The sequence below is a fragment of the Exiguobacterium sp. s143 genome (assembly GCF_018618895.1).
GTDB classification, from domain to species: Bacteria; Bacillota; Bacilli; order Exiguobacteriales; family Exiguobacteriaceae; genus Exiguobacterium_A; species Exiguobacterium_A abrahamii.
Genome location: NZ_JACSMX010000001.1, coordinates 1,310,610 through 1,329,275 on the forward strand (window position 1 = coordinate 1,310,610; position 18,666 = coordinate 1,329,275).

Sequence of the window (18,666 nt, forward strand, 5' to 3'; positions counted from 1 at the left end):
CTAAAGAAGAAGACTATTCATTTTTTGAAGGAGTGAAGCCGATGCGTGTCACGACAATCGAACGTTTACACCAATTGCAGACGACCCCATCCTTTTTCCCGGTCAACTGCTACCTGTTTGAAGAAGCAGACAGTTTAACATTGATTGATGCTGGACTCGGAATCAACGCAAAGGCGCTCTATCACTATATTCGAAAGCAAGAGAAACCACTCGGTGCGATCATCCTGACTCATGCGCACGCCGATCATGTCGGCTCACTGGACTTCCTTGCGAACGCCTTCCCTCTCGCTCAAGTCTGTATCAGTTACCGAGATGCTGCATTGCTCAGCGGGGATGAGACGCTACGAGAAGGCGAAACGACACCCTTAAAAGGGGGTATTCCGAAAAACATCAAAACACGACCAGATCGATTGCTCGAGAGTGGTCAACAAGTCGGAAGTCTCAGTGTCATCGCCTCACCCGGTCATACACCTGGTTCGATCTCGCTTTGGCATGAAGGAAGCCGGACGTTGATCGCCGGGGATGCTTTTCAGACACAAGGGGGACTTGCCGTCTCCGGTGATGTCCGTTGGCAATTCCCGTTCCCCGCACTCGCAACATGGGATCCGGACGTCGCCCTTCGTTCGGCTGATCAACTGACGGAACTATCTCCAGATATTCTTGCCGTCGGACACGGTCCCCTCATTCTCGGACCGAGTTACGAGATGCGCCAAGCTGTCGATCGATTCTCTCAGGTCTTACAGACGAAAAAATCATCTCCATTCAAATCACACACTTAAAACGGGACTGTATCATAAGTCAGTCTTTCCAAAGATAAGGGTGGCAGATTTTCATTCTGCCACCCTTATCTCATAACAAAAAGAATGACGCGTCGCACGCCATTCCTACAGGAATAAGCGCATTTATGCGCTTCAGAGACAAACAAGCCCCGTTTTCCTGCTTGAATGAAGCAGGAAAACGGGGCTTGTGTCTCGCCTGAGGAAAGGGCGTGAAAAGACGCGTCATTCTTTTTTTGAGTTAACCCCATTTTTTCGTCCAGTGGTTCAATTCTGTTCTGCAACAGAATAACGATAGACGCGTGCTTCATAGGGACGCAAGATATCCGGGCTATCCGGATAGTTTGATACGAACAATTTTTCATGCGGTAAAATGAGGGCGGTCTGCATCGGTTCATCATGTACGTTGAGGACGATCCGCCAGACCTCTCCCTCTAGTTCCCGTTCATAAATATAGAGATACGGATCATGGAGTGCCAAGTCTCGGTACGTGCCGTAAACCATGATCGGATGTTGCTTTCGCATCTGAATCAGCGACTTGTAAAAAGCAAGCACGGACGATGGATCGGCTTCTGCCTGCGCGACATTGATGTCCGTATAATTCGGGTTGACGGCTAACCATGGTTTCCCACTCGTAAAGCCAGCTGCATGTGTACCGTCCCACTGCATCGGTGTGCGGGAGTTATCACGGGCAAGTAACTGCATCGACGAGAGTACGACCTCTGGATCCTCTCCACCAGCGACGCGCTCCGCGTATCGATTTCGAAAGGCGACGTCTTGATAGAGCGACGGATCCGAGAAGCGAATCCCCGTCATCCCGATCTCTTCTCCTTGATACACGTATGGAATGCCCGGTAACGTATGCAACATCAAACCAAGTAGTTTCGCACTCTCAACGCGGTATCGTTCACTGCCGAAGCGCGTCACTTGTCGTGTATGATCATGGTTGTTGAGGAACTGTGAATTGACACCTAATGGATATAAGACGTCGTACCAGCGTTTTTGAATCTCCTTGAATCGTAAGAGATCCATCGCCTCCATGTCATCCGCGATCTCGAAGTGAAACAGCGTCCGGAGTTCTTCTCGGTCCTCACTGACATATAACAGCCCGTCTTCTGGACCGACGAACGGAATCTCACCGACTGTAAACAAGTCTTTACCAGCAAGAACATTCGCATGCATCTCCTGCAAAAAGTCATGCACGCCGGGCTGATTTCCAAGGTACGAGAGATCAAACGGATTGGCGACATCTTCAAACGACCGTTTTTTGATCAAGTTGATGACATCCATCCGGAAGCCGTCGATCCCTTGAGCGATCCACCAGTTCATCATATCGTAGATCGCTTGCCTCACAGCTGGGTGCTCCCAGTTTAAGTCGGGCTGTTCTTTGGCGAAGGAATGAAAATAATACTGCCCGCGTTCTTCACTCCACGTCCACGGGCTTGGCGCAAAGTACGAGCGCCAGTTGTTCGGAGGCGTCTCTTTCGTGCCGTCTTTCCAGATGTACCAGTCATCCTTATCGTTAATCCGCTCTCGCGACTGACGGAACCAGTCATGCTGGTTACTCGTGTGGTTCACGACTAAATCGAGAATGACCTTTAATCCACGGGCATGAGCGGTCGTGATCAACTCCTGGAGATCTCCCATCGTTCCCGCTTTTTCCATGATCTCGTAATAATCGGCAATATCATAGCCGTTATCGACGTCCGGGGAACGATAACACGGATTCAACCACACGACATCGACACCAAGTGAAGCGATGTAATCAAGCTTATCGATGACACCTCGTAAATCACCGATCCCATCCCCGTTCGAATCTTTAAAGCTACGCCAGTAGACTTGATAGACGACTGCCTCTTTCCAGTTAGCTCGCTTCATCTTCCCACTCCTCTCCCTACTCTTTATTCCCGCTCCACTTATCTGTACCTGTTTATCCGACAATTTTTTTGAATTTCGAAAAAGTTCTTTTCTTTTGACTGAATATTCGTTATCCTTGACGACAATACCACGAAGGAGGCATTCATCCATGAAACATTTCGCTCCATCCATCGCCATTGATCGGCTTCCTGCTCCTGTCTTCGCTGAACTCGCGAACCGAATCGGTGCTGTGAAAGCTGCCGGACACGATGTCATCACACTTGGTCAAGGAACACCCGACCAGACGACGCCTGTACATATTCTCGATGCCTTAAAACAAGCCATCGACGAGCCAACGAACCTTCAATATCCACCGTTTCGTGGACATGATTTTCTAAAGCAAGCCGTCGCGCGCTTTTATGCGACTGAGTTCGGTGTCACAATCGATCCGGCAACGGAAGTCGCAATTCTCCTCGGCAGTAAAGCCGGCATCGTCGCCTTACCGCAGACGATCGTCAACCCTGGAGAAGGTGTCATCGTTCCGGATCCAGGATACCCGGATTACCTGTCTGGCGCAGCACTTGCTGGCGCATTCCCGATTACGCTTCCGTTACTTGAGAAAAATAACTTCTTACCGGATTACGACTTACTTGATACGACGGACGTCGAGCGTGCCCGGATGTTGTTCCTCAACTACCCGAGTAATCCGACGGGTGCGACCGCGACGGCAGAAGCCTTCGAACAGACAGTCGCTTTCGCCGATGCCCATGATATCTGTGTCGTCCATGACTTAGCATACGGCGGCATCAGTTTCGATGGTCCGACGCGAAGCTTCCTGCAGACGGAAGGGGCAAAAGACGTCGGGATCGAGCTATTCTCACTCTCAAAACGCTTCAACATGTCCGGCTTCCGGATTGCCTTCGCGATCGGAAATCCGTCCGTCATCTCAAGCATCGAAACATACCAAGAACATCTCTACGTCAGTGCCTTCACACCGATTCAGCATGCGGCGACCGTTGCCCTCACGAGTGACCAAACGTGCGTCCGCGAGTTAAGTAGCTTGTATGAAACGCGACGCGATGCGTTGTTCGCAAAACTCGATGCGATTGGTTGGAGTGGACCACGCCCGGGCGGTTCCTTCTTCGTCTGGCTTCCTGTTCCAGAAGGTTACACGTCCCAAAGCTTCACCGATCACCTGCTTGACGAAGCACACGTCGCCGTGACCCCTGGATCATTCTTCGGCGAATACGGTGAAGGCTACGTCCGGATTAGCTTGATTGCTGACGTCGAACGTCTCGAAGAAGCCGTCGATCGAATCGGAACGCTCAACCTGTTCCGGACACCTGTTGCGGAATAATTCTGAAAAAACATTTGACAGATGGGAATCATTTCCGTTAAAGTAAATCCCAACAGCATAACTACTTATCGAGAGCGACCGAGGGATTAGGCCCAACGACGTCCGGCAACCACCTGTAAGGAACGGTGCCACATCCTACAGAATGATTTTCATTCTGAGAGATAAGTTACGAAATCTTACACTTTCGTCGCTTTTTTCTGGTTGCTCCGCTACTAGGAAAAAGCGACTTTTTTTGTATGAGGAGATGAGCGGATGATTGAATTCAAACACATTACAAAACGGTTCGTTCGAGATCGGACCCCGATTTTTGCATTACGGGATGTCGATTTGACGATCCAAAAAGGAGAAATCTTCGGGATCATCGGTGAGTCCGGTGCCGGTAAGAGTACGTTACTTCGCCTAATCAACGGACTCGAGCATCCGACACAGGGAACCGTCAAGGTCGACGGTGTCTCGCTTGGCGGAATGTCAAAAGCAGATTTGCGTCAACTTCGCTTACGGACAGGAATGATCTTTCAGCATTTCCAATTGATCCAGTCGCGCAACGTCGCGGATAACATCGCTTTTGCGCTCAAGGCTGCTGGAGTCAAACGAGCAGACTTCCCGGAGCGAATTCGCGAACTCGTCTCGCTCGTCGGACTTGAAGGATTTGAGACGAACTTCCCGAGCCAATTAAGCGGTGGGCAGAAACAGCGCGTCGGGATTGCCCGGGCACTCGCGAACGATCCGACCGTCTTGTTATGTGACGAAGCGACATCAGCTCTTGACCCCGTTACGACACTACAGATCCTTGAACTGCTGAAGGATTTGAATGAACGACTCGGATTGACGATCGTCCTCATCACGCATGAGATTGATGTCGTCAAACAGATTTGCCATCGCGTCGCGGTCATGTCGCAAGGTGAAGTCGTTGAAGTCGCCTCAACCTATGACCTGTTCAGTCAAGCCAAGCATCCAGTGACGCAACATTACGTCGATACGGCACTACAAATCGAATTGCCGGAACGCATCTTACAGGCAACTCCAGGCAAGATCATCCGCTTGCAGTTCACGGGCGAGAAGACCGGTGAGAGTACGTTATCAGAAGCAATCCGCCGTTACGATATCTCAGTCAGCATCTTGCACGGCAAGGTCGACTACATTCAAGACGTCGCCTTCGGTGTCCTGATTGTCAGCTTGACGGGATCATCCGACCAAATCGCTCCTGCCCTCGACTGGCTCGCGACGGAACTTCATGCACTCGAGGTGATTCAGGATGTGGCTTGATCGTATTCAAACGATGTTACCTGAGCTCTTGAAGGCACTCGGCGAGACGGCGTGGATGGTAGGAATTTCACTTGCCTTTGCATTGGTCGTCGGGATTCCGCTCGGGATTCTCTTGTTCGTCACCGACCGGGGATTATTTTTTCAAAACCTTGCCGTCCGCCGTGTCCTTGACTTCGTCGTCAACATCGTCCGGTCGCTACCGTTCATCATCTTGCTTGTTGCCCTCATTCCGTTAACGAAGTTCTTACTCGACAATACGATTGGTCCGACGGCAGCATCCGTCAGTCTCAGTGTCGCAGCGATTCCGTTTCTCGCGCGACTCGTTGAGACGTCACTGCGCGAAATTCCGCCTGGTCTAATCGAAGCAGCGGAAGCATGTGGGGCGAAACCATTACGGATCATCGTCAGTGTCCTCTTACCGGAAGCACTCCCTGGCATCATTCAGGGCATCACATTAACGACGATCAGCTTGATAGGCTTCTCAGCGATGGCTGGTATCGTCGGCGGTGGAGGTGTTGGTGACCTCGCGATCCGTTTCGGTTACTATCGCTACGATAATCTCATTATGATCGTGACGATCGTCGTGCTCATCGTCATCGTTCAAAGTATTCAAGCACTTGGCAATCAACTGGCGCGAAAAACAGATAAACGCTAATCATACATACAAAGGGAGAGTGGAATCATGAAAAAACGATATGCCTTTTTAGCAACAGCCTTACTCGGTGCAGGAGTTCTCGCGGGATGTGGAGACAGCAGTGCTGACGAAAAAGACAAGACGATCAAGATTGGTGCGACGAGCGGTCCGTATAGCGACATGGTCAAACAAGCGATCCAGCCGCAACTCGAAAAGAAAGGCTATAAAGTCGAAATCGTCGAGTTCAGCGATTACATCCAACCGAACATCGCCCTCGGTAGCGGGAACATCGACGCCAACTTGTTCCAACACTCGATCTATCTCAAGACGTTCTCTAAAGAAAAGAACCTCGATTTAAAAGGACTCATCACGGTTCCGACAGCACCGATGGGACTATACAGCAAGACAGCGAAGACACTTGACGACGTCAAGACAGGTGCTGAAGTCGCGACGCCGAATGATCCGACGAACCAAGCACGGGCACTGAACTTACTTGCGGAACAAGGCTGGATTGAACTGAAGCCGGATGTCGATCCACTAACTGTTTCAGAGAAGGATATCGTCAAGAATCCGAAGAAACTCGTCATTAAACCACTCGAGGCGGCTCAATTGCCACGCGCCGTCGAAAGTGTCGACATTTCAGCCGTTCCAGGGAACTTCGCACTTGCTGCGAAATTCGACTTACTTGATGCGTTAGCGCTTGAGACGATGGACGAACAATACCGTAACCTCGTCGCTGTCCAAACGAAAGATGCGGACAAGCAAGTCGCAAAAGACTTAAAAGCAGCCGTCGAATCGGACGCTTTCAATACAGTCATCGAAAAATCATTCAAAGGCTTCAGTAAACCTGAATGGGCAAACTGATGTAAAAAACGACCGGATTTCAAGGAGAGATCATCTCTTTGAAATCCGGTCGTTTTGTGTTAGAACCGATACCACATCAGTTCTTCATCATGATAGGTATCATCGATTTTCAGCGCCCGCGGTTCAATCGCGTATGATTCAAAACCAAGTGATCGATACAACGCTTTAGCAGCTTCATTCGTCCGGACGACCGAGAGATGGACTTGCTCAATCACAGGATGCTGCTTTAATGTACGTAATGCCTCTTCTACGAGTTGTCGTCCGACCTGTTGCTTTCGGGCGCGTGGCGCGACGTACATCGCAAATAGATTCGCTCGATGTCGCATCTTGAACGGCTCTAAGTTGACGATCGTGACGACACCGACGAGTTCATTTTCATGAAACGCACCGAACGTCATCGACTGTTCGCTTTCAAGACGAGTTGCGTACCGTTCGATGGGTCGATCTTTTTCTGCTTCATAATCAGAGCCGAATGCCTCAGGATGGTTTCGTAAGGCTTCTAACCGCAATGCTTTGTAACGAGTTGCATCTTCTGCCGTCAATTGACGTATTTTCAACTGCTCCACCCCCTGTCTGTAGTATAGTACAAACCGTTCCATGAAAAAGAGGACGACATCGAGCGATATCGTCCTCCATTCTTCTATTTAAGGTGTCCGGAAATTAATCGTAAAGTACGGTGCGTTGTCTCGGAATGCTACACCGACATCCGCCTGCTTGAAGCTCTTTTGAAGGATGTTATCGCGGTGTCCTTTCGAGTTCATCAAGCCCCAATGCGCCGCAAAGACATTCGGATAGCCCATCGAGAGATTCTCACCGGCTCCCATGAACTTGATACCGCCTTGTTTCATTCGATCGAACGGGTCACGCCCTTGTGGATCCGTATGCGAGAAGAAATTATTCTTCGCCATGTTTTCGCTGTGACCTCGTGTGACCGGCTTCAGTGCCGTGTACGGTGCTAACGGATTCAACTTATAGTCGCCCCGTTCCCAGTTCATCAACCGAAGCATGAGTTTCTCATCTGTCGTTCGTAACGCATTCGACGCCGTACCGTAGAAGCCTTTTTTCTTCGCTTCGACGTCTTTTGGAATCGCAAGCGTCGCTTTGACTTTATTGCCGTCATGTTGATCGAAGAAATATGTCACGTAATTGCCTTTCTTCTCATAGACGGCGGCATGATCCAGATTCAACATGTAGTTCGTATTGCCTTTACGGTAGGACTTCACTGCGGTCCAACCTTTTTTCTTCAAGGAAGATTCCGTATCCTTATTCAAGACCGCGCCTTGCGTCGTCACCCCGTTCTTGAAACGATACTTCCCATAATCTTTTCCATCCTTCGTCAAGGCGACGAATTCCTCCGTTGATGTCCGTCTGACTTCCCAGTCGTATCCCGGATACTCACTGCTATATCGATCAATCAGCTTGCCGCCGCTTTTCGGGTAATCGGCTTCTGCTTGTTCCATTGGAATGTTTTCGTAGCCGAAAAAGGCTACTGCTGCTACTCCGATGATTAGCCATTTTTTCATGCCCTCGTTTCGCCTCCTTCTATTTCATTACCTTTATTTTAAAAGAAAATCATTCCTTCGAACAGTCATCGGCTCTCATTTGTCTAAATCACATCTTTCGTCCACAAATCCGACATATTTCATGAGAGCGCTACCATTTCAAAAAAGCTTTTGTTTAAACGATTCTTGAAAGTATTTAATACACATACTAAATGATTTTCCCCTTTTATTAAAATGTGTGAACATTCTTTTATTTCATTCTAAACGATTTTTGATTGCTCTCCGATTCTCGACTCGGTATCATTAGAATTCGTAAGCCAAACTTTCAATGCTTTTCCAAATAACATAATGATATAAAGGAGTTGACCTATGGTTTTACTGTATTTCATTTATGAATCCATTGCTTTTTTACCGATTCAACAATACTTATTTTCCGGCTGGATGATTCTTGTCGCGTTGACCGTATCGTTTAGCTTGGCTAATGCACATGAAGATGTTCGGCTGAATCAACGGCTCGGTTTTGAGTTGCTCGTACCTGGATCAGGTATGCTGCTCTCTAAGAAATTCATTCCTGGTCTTGCTATCATCCTTTTTTTAATCTTGATCCACTTCACGTATATGTTCCGCGCCATCCCTCTACCGATTGCTTTAATTTCGACACTCTCGATCAGTACACTCTCACTTCTTTCGCTTTTTATACCAGCACGCAAAAAAGCGGACCGCTAAGTCCGCTTTTTAATTTATTGATATTTTGTTGTTTCAGTTAGTTTATATTTGTTCGACAGTTCGAGCCAAATCGTTTTGCCTTTTTTCGTTTTCACTTGAATGTACGGACGTCCTTGCGAAACACGAAGTGCGAGCAATTCGCCTTGTTGATCACCATGCGTCTCACTTGCTTTTAACCAATGACGACCTAATTTACGCTCAATGAAGATATGCTTCCCTTTTTGGACAGCACGCCAGATGCCGACTTCTGCTTTTCCTTTGACCGGTACGGCCGTCTCTGCACCTTGAATCGAGATGATCGCTGGATCGTGGTCACTCGCGCTACCGTCTGCTTCCATATACTCTGAGTTGATGTTGACGATATCTGAAGACGTATAACGTTTTAAGTTGTTCGAGATTAAGATATGGTCGAGCACTTGAGCGTTTCCGTTGTAGACGTACGAGTACCGCTCTGATTCCGGCAGATCGTCAACTGTGTTCCACAAGTTATCACCTTTTAAGATATCAAGCGTCTTCGAGAACTGGAAGTCGTTTAAGTCACCGAGAACGACAACGTTTGAGCCTTTGACTTCCGTCTTCAATTCAGAGACGAAATCTTGGACGATGTTCGCGATCGCATGACGCTGGACTTCACTTTTACGTACGACCGGTTGGTTCTTACCGAAGTCAGCTCCGTCGCCACCTTTTGAGTTGAAGTGGTTGACGATGACATGGTACGAATCACCGTTGAAGAGGAATTCCGCGACGAGCGGTTTCCGTGAACTCGCGAAGTTCGGATCCGTCGGTTGGATACGACCCGGGTTTTTCGTTAACTTACCATTTTCCACCGTAACGGCTTCCGTCGCGCCACCTTTTTCACCTGGTGCGAGCGATACACGTGCTGGATTGTAGAGGAATCCGACACGGATGTTTCCGCCCGGCTGTCCACCATCCTTCTTGTCTTCTGGTGCGATGTCCGTATAGGCATAGCGGACACCCGTTTTCGCTTCGATTGCTGCAATCAATGTCTCGAATGATTTCGAAGCATCGACTGTGCCGCTATCCGTTGCGCCATCGTTATCCTGCATCTCTGTCAAACCGACGATGTCCGGTGTCTTGAGGAATGTCGCAATTCCTTCTGAGACGCGATCGACTTTTCCTTCGTCTGCTGTTGAAGCAAAGTTCTCGACGTTGTATGAAGCGACGGTCAAACGAGATTTACCGGTTTCGATATTCGTTGGTTGACGATCTGCTTCGCGCGCGACGAGTGGCGGAAGATCCGCTGCTTTTGAAAGGACTTTATACGCCGAATAGTTATAGCTCATGACACCTTCAATCGTTCCATTGAACGTATCACCAGCTTTTGCACGGTACGACGAGCTTCCCATCTCGACGAAGAGACGCTCCGGGTTGACGTTGTCTTTCGTCAGGATCGGCGTTCCACGTTTCGTATAGACCTTATCCGCTGTCTGCGTCCGAACTGGAATCGTCCGGTTCGCTTGTGGTCCTGTAACGATTGCATTCGGTAAAGCGACACGCATACCTTCTAAGCTTTCGTATAAGTCAATTGCATCTTCTTTTGGATCAAACTGAGCAAACGAATCGTTGTCGACGACTTGTGTCGGAATCAAGACGCCTTTATCACCAAGAACGATGCTTGCTGGTAATCCTTCGTTGAGCGCACCCTTTACGAGATTGACCGTACTGATTTCCGTGACCGCTAAGTCTGTATCGAACTTATCGCTGTAGCCTCCAAGTAACCACTCTTTGACATATCCTGTCGTCGCGACTTTTTGTCCAACGGCAGCACCATGGTTTTTCGCATAGACGAGAATCCCTTCTGATGTCCGGCTGTCGTTATCCGGATTTGGATCCTGCATGTAGAAGTTGTTCGCATCGACGACGTACGTGACGACACCTGTCGTCCGGACGAGTTGATCTGCGTAAGGCGACGTATGCGCAACGCCTTGGATGTTGCTGATTTTCGTGATCGGTGGTGCGATATAATACTTGAATGTCGAAACCGCTGACGTTTTACCGTCCTTGACGGCAACTGCTTGAATCGTCACTTCATCGTTGATCGTGATCGGTGACGTATACACCGGACTGTCGGCAGTTGGTGTCGTGCCATCGACCGTATAATGAATCGTTCCTTCACCTGACAATGTCACTTGATCTCCACGTTCAACTTCACCGACTGGAGAAGCTGTAGGTGCTGCAAGAACGTCGCCCGCTTCTGTCTGATGACTACCGAGATTCGTCAGTGTATCGACCGGGAAGCTCGTCCACTGTGATGGTTCGTACGTTTTAGCACCAGACGTGACGCCCGCATTCCGCACGAGTGTCGTATCTTTTGCGAAATCCGTTGATGAACCGAGTGGTCCGATGATATCAAGAACGACGTCGCCCTTTTTCAGTGCAATTGGATCATTTCCGTTAAAGTTCAATGATCCCGTCGTCAATTGTGCTTTTGCTTTGATGTCCGCATTCGCACTCGAGTTCGCGATGACGAACGTCTTTCCTGGATCCACTTTCCCCGATAGTGTGATTTTCGCTTCTGATGGTCCACCGTTCGTATATTGAACGAGGGTATAGTCTGCTAAATCAATGATTTGCCCCGATCCATTGTACAGCTCGATTGCCTTGTTATTGCTTGTTCCTTCTATGTATTCAGACAAGATGACGCCTTCGCCTTCTGCCCCGACAAGACCCGCTTGTGGAAGGATTCCTGCAGTCAATACTCCGGCCAATGCCCACTTTCCAAACGTACTGCCGTATTTCATGATGAGACCCCCTATTGAATTTTCTGACACTTCTTAATAATATCAGATTATATTCTCAATAGTGTATGTTTTTCGTAAAAAAAGATACCATCCTTCGTAAATGAAAGAAATGGTATCGCTTACAACTTTTTATTGTTCGTCTTTGTGACTTTCGTACCATTTTTCAGCTTGCGATGTCGCGATCGGAATGGCGCGTCCCTCTTCATACCCGTCTTTTAATAACGCGTTCGCGATCTCGATTGCTTTCTTTCGAAGTGGCGGATCAAAGTTCTTGAATGACTCCGGATAGTCGTTCTCATTCCATGGCATATCGTCACCCCCTTCTTTCAGCATTACCCGAAAAAAGGCACAAAAAAAACGCCTCATCAGCGTGTCGTTGTTTTGGTTGTCATGAGAATCGAGGATTACAGGTGATCAAAACACCTGAAACGACGAAAGCCCTACCTCTCTTTCGTTGTTACGGCTCCTTGGCCGCGCCAGCTGAATCAAGCATTTTAGCAAGAATCGTGATGCGTCTGCAACGGACGCATGATACTGGGAATTTTAGAAATAGCTCGGGAATGAGCGGAAAAGTATCGATTGGAAGGTTTATCTTGCTGGGTCAACTTCTCCTCGTAGTATGAAGAAGGACAAAATAAAAGCGATGACTTATGTCTGACTCATTTGTCAGTAGCGGTCTAAAAATCCTGACCTGTCGATTTAATTGTATGATATGGATTGAAGATTCTCACATGAGTGATCATCCCCGATTCATGACTTATATTAATCTATCACACTTTCTTTTATAAAGTCAATCTTTCTTTTGAAAAATCGTTTTCTCCTGTCTCAGAATTGGAGTTGCACCTGCCGTAAAAGCCGAGTATCGTGAAGAGGACTCATTACTATAGAAGAAACGAGGGAAATCCATCATGTCGAATCGACTTATCCATGAAACGAGTCCCTACCTATTGCAACACGCTCATCAGCCTGTCGATTGGTACCCGTGGGGCGAAGACGCCTTCACTGCCGCTCGGGAAAGCGGCAAGCCGATCTTTTTATCGATTGGTTATTCGACGTGCCATTGGTGCCATGTGCTGTCTCACGAAAGCTTCGAGGATGAAGAAACGGCACGCCTCTTGAACGAACGCTACATCGCAATCAAGGTAGACCGGGAAGAACGTCCTGACATCGACCATGTCTACATGACGGCGGCTCAAATCATGAACGGACAAGGCGGCTGGCCACTGAGCGTCTTCATGACAGCGGACCAGCAACCGTTTTATATCGGTACGTATTTTCCGAAGACGCCTCAGTTCAACCGCCCGAGTTTTCGTCAGGTAACGCTTCAGCTCAGCGAGCAATTCCGCCGTTCACCAGAAAAAATCGCGCAAGCCGGTCAGAACATGTCGCAAACGCTTCGCGACGTATTGCAGCCTACGACGTCTACCCATACTTGGAATGAATCCATCATTCACGAGACGTTTGATCAAGCGATGCGCCAATTTGACCGTCAACACGGTGGATTCGGCGGGGCACCGAAGTTTCCGTCGCCAGCCCTGCTTCGTTTCTTGCTTGATTATTATCAATACGCGGAAGACGAAACAGCGCTCCATATGGTCATGCGATCGCTGATTGCTATGCGTGACGGTGGGATGACCGATCAAGTCGGCTACGGTCTATTCCGCTATACGGTCGATGCCAAGTGGGAAATTCCTCATTTCGAGAAGATGCTGTACGACAATGCTTGGTTTGCGACCTTATGCATCGAGACGTACCAAGTGACCGGACAGATCCGTTTCCGACGTTACGCGGAAGAAATACTTACATTCGTAGAGCATGAGTTGTCTGCACCGGACGGCACATTCTACGCCGCACTAGATGCAGATAGTGAAGGCGGCGAAGGACACTATTATACCTTCACGGCAGCTGAACTGACGGACTTACTCGGACCAGACGCACTGTTCCCGCGCTTCTATCATGCTTCACCATCAGGAAATTTTGAAGGACGAAACGTCTTTTACCGGACGGGACGAACACTTGAGGCATTCGCACGTTCTGTTCACTTGTCGCCTGCTGAGACAGCGGCGCAACTCGAACGCGAGCGCCAGCTTCTTCTTCGTGCGCGAAATGAACGTCCGCGTCCGTTTCGTGACGATAAGCGCTTGACATCGTGGAACGCGATGATGATCTCGACGTTCGCTAAATCCGGTCGTGTCTTTGATGAACCGCATTATACACGTGTTGCAACGCGTGCGATGACATCACTCGAACGATTCGTTCGTACCGAACAGCAGCTTGCCGTTCATTACCGCGAAGGACAAGCGACCGGACACGGATTCCTCGATGACTATGCTTATTTGATTGACGCACATCTTGAACTGTTTCAATCTACACGACGAGCGCTTCATCTAGAGGAAGCTTTAGTACTTGCAGATGTGCTACAAGATCAGTTCCAGACAGTAGATGGCTATTTTTATCTGACATCTTCACGCTCCGACGAGCTACTCGTTCGTCCACTTGATCTGTATGATGGGGTCACACCGGCTGGAAACAGCGTTGCCTTGCATGCCTTCTTCACGCTCAGTCGCCTCACCGGGCGTCTCGTCTATCAGGAAAGTGCCGAACGGGCTCTTACGGCATTAGTAGAAGAAGTCGAGCAACAACCAACGGGCTTCGCCTCACTTGTCAGTACGTTCACCTATCGGCAGATGGAACCGAAGGAATTGATCATCTTGATTCCTGAAGAGTCGGAAATCCCAATCGAAATCAATCAACTGCAACAGATGCGCTTACCGGAAGTCGCCTTATTGATTGGGACGAAGCGTGACCTTCTACCGCTTGTACCATTGATCGCAGATTATCCTGAACCAAACGTACCTACCGCTTATCTCTGTCATGATTTTTCGTGTGAACGACCAACGACGAATCTGACAGAACTCCTCGCTCGTCTCAACATCTGATCATTTCCCCTCTTGTTTAAACAAACAGGAGGGTTTTTCAAAAAACCAGACCCCTTTTTTCAAAATAATTCAATATCTTATTCATAAAAATCCGATATTGTCGATAGTAAGGATAGGCAATAGATTCCACAACTTAGACTTAGACATCCTAGAAGCCGATTCCGTCCATCCGGACGAATATCTACTAGGAGGAAAGATACTTTGAACACGACATCATTCTCGAAGACCTTGAAGGTGTTCGCGAGCTTTCTCATCGTTTTCAGCATCGTTTTAACATCTTTACCCGTAGCTGAAGCAGCGACGACGAAAGCGACGACCTACCGTCTGTCTACCGATAGTTATCTGTACGACAAGACGGCATCTTCTCGGAAACGCTTGTTGACGATCAAGACCGGAACTGTCGTTTCATCCACGTATGCTTCTGGCGCATTCAGAAGAGTGACATACGCTGGAAAAACGGGATATGTCGCGTCGAAATACCTCACGCTGTACGAAAAGAAACAAACCGTTTCTGGACAGCGCTACCTCGTCCTCAAAACAACACCGATCAAAAAAACGGCAGTGGATACTGCAGTGACGATCGGTACGTTGAACGAAGAGGATGTGTACTACACGTCACAACGTGTGACGAATCCATATGGCGAAACATGGTACCGCGTCAAATATGACGGGAAGACGGGCTATGTCGCTGCTGGTGCAAAAGCAGTTGCCTATAAAAAGGTGACGAACACGACGTCAAGAACGGTCGACGCTTATATCTTGCGCCAATACGCTGGAACCGGTTATCCAAAAGTTCAGACCATTCCATCTGGAAAAGACGTCAAAATCGTCGGTCGGATCGAGGACTGGGTCAGCGTCGAGTACGATGGGAAAAAAGGCTACATGCATCAAGATGCGTTCGCCTCTTCTGAAAAGCAAAGTGTGACCCTGATCCCACAAACACGGTATCAGACGAAAAGTGCGACACCCCTTTACAATCAAGCGGAACCGAAGAACAGCTTAGCCAGTCTTCCGAAAGGCACGATTGTCACATCAAGCGCTAAGACGGCAACGTATCATCAAGTCACATACGCTGGTAAGACGGGTTATGTCTTATCCGCTACATTGGCAGAGTACACAGAAAAGACGAAGCTTCCGTCTTCACGCTTCCTGTTGACAGCATCACTCGCCATCAAGACGACACCTGCAACAAACGGAAAAACACTTGCGACACTAAGTGCCGGAAACGTCTACTACACGAAGACACGTGTGACGAATCCACTCGGTGAAACATGGTATCAAGTATCGAAGGAAGGTAAAACCGGCTTCGTATTAGCGAATCAGGCAACACCTATCGCTTACGAGTCACAATCAAACCTTTCATTGAAAACGACAGCCGCAACAACGATCCGCTCGTATGCAGGTCCATCATATGCAACAGTACAAACGATCCCGAACAATACAGTCATCAAGATTTCTGGACGGATCGGCAATTGGTACCGGGTCAGTTATAACGGTAAAACGGGATATGCTGCTTCTAGCACCTTTACGACGCTTGCAACGAAGCAGAAAATTGCAGGTGCACGCTTTGAACTTGAAAAAGCGGTTTCGATCAAATCTTCACCAGATGCAAAAGCATCCACGCTTGCAACACTTCAGAGCGGTGACATCTACTACACGACACAACTCGTCACATCAAACGGTCAGCAATGGCATCGTGTGAGCAAGGATGGAAAGACAGGCTACATTCCTGTCGGTCAAGGCAAGAGTGTTCGTTATCAATCGGACCGGATCGTCATGCAGACGACGACTTCGACTCCCCTCCGTTCATATGCTGGAAACACTTACGCGACCGTCAAAACGATTCCTTCTGGTACGAGCATCACGGTCACTGGAATGATCGATGATTGGTATCGTGTGACGTACAACGGGAAAACAGGTTATATCGCTTCACGTTACGCTAAGGAAAAAGTCATGACGCAATCGATTCCATCTTCTTCTTATCGCCTTGGACGTACCGTCGAAGTAAAAACGTCGCATCAAGCGACAGCTGACACTCTCGTTCGCCTCTCTTCTGGAGACGTCTACACGACGAATCAAGTCGTCACGACTGGTCGTTCGGAGCAATGGCATCGCCTGACGGTTGACGGGAAAACCGGTTACATTCAAATCAATCAAGGTTCACCTGTCACATACGAAAGTGTCAATAACCACCGCTATCAAGCAACGACGGATACGACACTCCAGTCGGATGCCGGTTCAGCTTATGCGACGGTGACGAAGCTGCCAAAAGCAGCCGTCGTTCAAGTAACAGGTAGTCTCGATCAATGGTTAAAAATCAGCTACGCTGGTAAAAACGGCTATGTCTTAAAATCAACACTGACACCGTACACGGAAACGAAAAAGATTACGGGTGCACGCTTCTTGGCGAACCAATCACTTGTCGTCAAACAAGCACCGGACGATCAAGCAGCAACTGTAACGACACTCTCGTTCGGAAATGTCTATTACACATCTTCTTTGATCACGTCCTACACGAACACCTCGTGGCATAAAGTGACGATTGATGGCAAAACGGGTTACATCCGGACGGGACAAAACACGTCATCAATCAAATACGAAGCAAAACAAAAATTGTACGTACGGGCTACATCAAACGTTGCGTTACGCTCTTACGTCGGTAGCTCATACAATGTCATCAAGACGATTCCTCAAAATCTCGTCGTCACTGTCTCTGGTCAAATCGGTGATTGGTATAAGATTTCCTACGATGGCAAAAGTGGATATGCATATAAGGGGGCGTTCGTGACGACTTCTTCTAAATTAAACGTCTATAACTCCGTCGCGACACCGTATACGTTCGATAGCTTCATCAGCGCACAGATGAAACTGAATCCACCACCGCAAACGGATATCTACAAAAACAAATTGATGTACGTCAGTACGGGTTACGTCCGTCTCGGTGGTGCACTCGATCCAGTCAATGGAACGATTGCGACTGTCACAGCGACGACACCGCTCAACATTCGTTCAGGCGCTTCGACAGCAAGTCACGTCTACGGTCAATTCCAGCCTGGTCGGATGATTCGTGTCTATCAATCCGTCAGTGGCTTCTATACGACGTACCCACGTGTCTATTCGAACGCAACGAATTACTCGACGATCCAGTGGCTGAATGCACTCGAAACAGACGTCCGTAACGCTGCTGACCCACTCAAGGTCGACCGAAATTCTTCAGACTTCTATCAGTTCCTTGATCTATCGAAAACAACAGGTGCGACACCTGCGACACTCGATAAGATGTTAGCGAACGTGACGAAAGGCGAAGGAATCTTTAACAAGTGTAGCAATGGTAGTTGTGGTCAAGCGTTCATCGATGCTGGTCAAAAGTACAGCGTCAACGAAGCTTACTTGATCTCCCACGCTTTGCTTGAGACAGGTAACGGAAAATCGACACTCGCAATGGGTGTGACATGGAATGGACGCAAAGTCTACAACATGTACGGCATTGGTGCGTATGATTACGATGCAATCAACACCGGCGCTGCTTATGCGTACAGCCAAGGTTGGTTCACTCCGGAAGCCGCGATTGTCGGTGGTGCTGAATTCATCAGCACGAAGTACATCCACAATGCCTATGGACAAAATACGCTTTACAAAATGCGTTGGAGTCCGATGCGCCCTGGTAGCCATCAGTACGCAACAGACATGGGATGGGCGGTCAAACAGACGTCACGGATCTATTCACTCTATCAACAGATGGATAGCTATACGGCAACCTTCGATATTCCGGTCTTCGCTCGCTAAGAGATAGTTAAAAGCATACACATAAAGGAGTAGTTCTTCTCTTGATAGAGAAAGACTACTCCTTTTTCGTAATGTTGATCCATTTAAAATTCTTCAAGAGTGAGAATCGAAAATAAATGACGTCACTCTCGTTTTTATGACAGACGTTCCCGACATCCTCGCTTTCCACAGGCGGGAGGTAAGCCGCGACATCTCGC

At 48.5% G+C, this 18,666-nt stretch carries 13 protein-coding genes and 1 riboswitch; of the genes, 8 read left to right on the forward strand and 5 right to left on the reverse strand.

The annotated features are described in order from the left end of the window. The first annotated feature begins 41 nt into the window (after positions 1-41). Positions 42-779 (forward strand): MBL fold metallo-hydrolase, encoded by a 738-nt coding sequence (locus KNQ03_RS06945; RefSeq protein ID WP_149427826.1) that lies wholly within the window; start codon positions 42-44, stop codon positions 777-779. A 264-nt stretch (positions 780-1,043) separates the two neighbouring features. Here the strand turns inward: KNQ03_RS06945 and KNQ03_RS06950 are convergent, their stop codons facing one another. Beyond that, complete coding sequence (locus tag KNQ03_RS06950) at positions 1,044-2,654, reverse strand: alpha-glucosidase (RefSeq protein WP_214724004.1); 1,611 nt, start codon at positions 2,652-2,654, stop codon at positions 1,044-1,046. 148 nt (positions 2,655-2,802) lie between these two features. Here KNQ03_RS06950 and KNQ03_RS06955 point away from each other — a divergent pair, with 148 nt between their 5' ends. The 4 genes from KNQ03_RS06955 to KNQ03_RS06970 all read left to right on the forward strand — a co-directional run bounded on the left by KNQ03_RS06955 (position 2,803) and on the right by KNQ03_RS06970 (position 6,754). Continuing rightward, entirely contained in the window at positions 2,803-3,990 is a 1,188-nt protein-coding gene (locus KNQ03_RS06955; RefSeq protein WP_149427828.1) for an aminotransferase class I/II-fold pyridoxal phosphate-dependent enzyme, read from the forward strand. 62 nt (positions 3,991-4,052) lie between these two features. After that, positions 4,053-4,158, forward strand: a riboswitch (SAM riboswitch). An 84-nt stretch (positions 4,159-4,242) separates the two neighbouring features. Beyond that, positions 4,243-5,256 (forward strand): methionine ABC transporter ATP-binding protein, encoded by a 1,014-nt coding sequence (locus tag KNQ03_RS06960; RefSeq protein ID WP_050678124.1) that lies wholly within the window; start codon positions 4,243-4,245, stop codon positions 5,254-5,256. Continuing rightward, positions 5,246-5,911, forward strand: coding sequence for a methionine ABC transporter permease (locus KNQ03_RS06965; RefSeq protein WP_023469366.1), 666 nt, complete (start codon positions 5,246-5,248; stop codon positions 5,909-5,911). Before KNQ03_RS06960 ends, KNQ03_RS06965 begins: the two co-directional genes overlap by 11 nt. A 27-nt stretch (positions 5,912-5,938) precedes the next feature. Next, entirely contained in the window at positions 5,939-6,754 is an 816-nt protein-coding gene (locus KNQ03_RS06970; RefSeq protein WP_029342601.1) for a MetQ/NlpA family ABC transporter substrate-binding protein, read from the forward strand. A gap of 59 nt (positions 6,755-6,813) precedes the next feature. Here the strand turns inward: KNQ03_RS06970 and KNQ03_RS06975 are convergent, their stop codons facing one another. Beyond that, complete coding sequence (locus tag KNQ03_RS06975) at positions 6,814-7,311, reverse strand: GNAT family N-acetyltransferase (protein WP_214724006.1); 498 nt, start codon at positions 7,309-7,311, stop codon at positions 6,814-6,816. A gap of 87 nt (positions 7,312-7,398) precedes the next feature. Continuing rightward, the gene (locus KNQ03_RS06980; RefSeq protein WP_214724008.1) at positions 7,399-8,277 is read right to left on the reverse strand and encodes a CAP domain-containing protein; all 879 of its coding nucleotides are present in this window, start codon (positions 8,275-8,277) and stop codon (positions 7,399-7,401) included. A 348-nt stretch (positions 8,278-8,625) separates the two neighbouring features. On the opposite strand from KNQ03_RS06980, the gene KNQ03_RS06985 reads away from it, so the two are divergent. After that, complete coding sequence (locus KNQ03_RS06985) at positions 8,626-8,982, forward strand: hypothetical protein (RefSeq protein ID WP_064299344.1); 357 nt, start codon at positions 8,626-8,628, stop codon at positions 8,980-8,982. Between the two features lie 14 nt (positions 8,983-8,996). On the opposite strand, the gene KNQ03_RS06990 is transcribed toward KNQ03_RS06985, so the two are convergent. Together KNQ03_RS06990 and KNQ03_RS06995 are read right to left on the reverse strand one after the other, a co-directional pair. Then, positions 8,997-11,744 (reverse strand): chitobiase/beta-hexosaminidase C-terminal domain-containing protein, encoded by a 2,748-nt coding sequence (locus KNQ03_RS06990; RefSeq protein ID WP_214724010.1) that lies wholly within the window; start codon positions 11,742-11,744, stop codon positions 8,997-8,999. A 129-nt stretch (positions 11,745-11,873) separates the two neighbouring features. Continuing rightward, positions 11,874-12,053, reverse strand: coding sequence for a DUF2188 domain-containing protein (locus tag KNQ03_RS06995; protein WP_035396111.1), 180 nt, complete (start codon positions 12,051-12,053; stop codon positions 11,874-11,876). A gap of 599 nt (positions 12,054-12,652) precedes the next feature. Between KNQ03_RS06995 and KNQ03_RS07000 the strand changes: the two genes are divergently transcribed. Both KNQ03_RS07000 and KNQ03_RS07005 read left to right on the forward strand, forming a co-directional pair. Then, a complete protein-coding gene (locus KNQ03_RS07000) occupies positions 12,653-14,683 on the forward strand; it encodes a thioredoxin domain-containing protein (protein ID WP_251140242.1) in 2,031 nt (676 codons plus the stop codon). A gap of 201 nt (positions 14,684-14,884) precedes the next feature. Next, on the forward strand, positions 14,885-18,469 hold the full coding sequence (locus KNQ03_RS07005; protein ID WP_214724012.1) for an SH3 domain-containing protein: 3,585 nt from the start codon (positions 14,885-14,887) through the stop codon (positions 18,467-18,469). The last annotated feature ends 197 nt before the right edge of the window (positions 18,470-18,666 follow it).

What these genes read in the sequence shown, in the direction of transcription:
- KNQ03_RS06970 (WP_029342601.1), top strand. Translation starts at nt 5,939, where the DNA reads ATGAAAAAACGATATGCCTTTTTAGCAACAGCCTTACTCGGTGCAGGA.
- KNQ03_RS06980 (WP_214724008.1), bottom strand. Translation starts at nt 8,277, where the DNA reads ATGAAAAAATGGCTAATCATCGGAGTAGCAGCAGTAGCCTTTTTCGGC.
- KNQ03_RS07000 (WP_251140242.1), top strand. Translation starts at nt 12,653, where the DNA reads ATGTCGAATCGACTTATCCATGAAACGAGTCCCTACCTATTGCAACAC.
- KNQ03_RS06960 (WP_050678124.1), top strand. Translation starts at nt 4,243, where the DNA reads ATGATTGAATTCAAACACATTACAAAACGGTTCGTTCGAGATCGGACC.
- KNQ03_RS06990 (WP_214724010.1), bottom strand. Translation starts at nt 11,744, where the DNA reads ATGAAATACGGCAGTACGTTTGGAAAGTGGGCATTGGCCGGAGTATTG.
- KNQ03_RS06995 (WP_035396111.1), bottom strand. Translation starts at nt 12,053, where the DNA reads ATGCCATGGAATGAGAACGACTATCCGGAGTCATTCAAGAACTTTGAT.
- KNQ03_RS06985 (WP_064299344.1), top strand. Translation starts at nt 8,626, where the DNA reads ATGGTTTTACTGTATTTCATTTATGAATCCATTGCTTTTTTACCGATT.
- KNQ03_RS06950 (WP_214724004.1), bottom strand. Translation starts at nt 2,654, where the DNA reads ATGAAGCGAGCTAACTGGAAAGAGGCAGTCGTCTATCAAGTCTACTGG.
- KNQ03_RS06965 (WP_023469366.1), top strand. Translation starts at nt 5,246, where the DNA reads ATGTGGCTTGATCGTATTCAAACGATGTTACCTGAGCTCTTGAAGGCA.
- KNQ03_RS06945 (WP_149427826.1), top strand. Translation starts at nt 42, where the DNA reads ATGCGTGTCACGACAATCGAACGTTTACACCAATTGCAGACGACCCCA.
- KNQ03_RS06955 (WP_149427828.1), top strand. Translation starts at nt 2,803, where the DNA reads ATGAAACATTTCGCTCCATCCATCGCCATTGATCGGCTTCCTGCTCCT.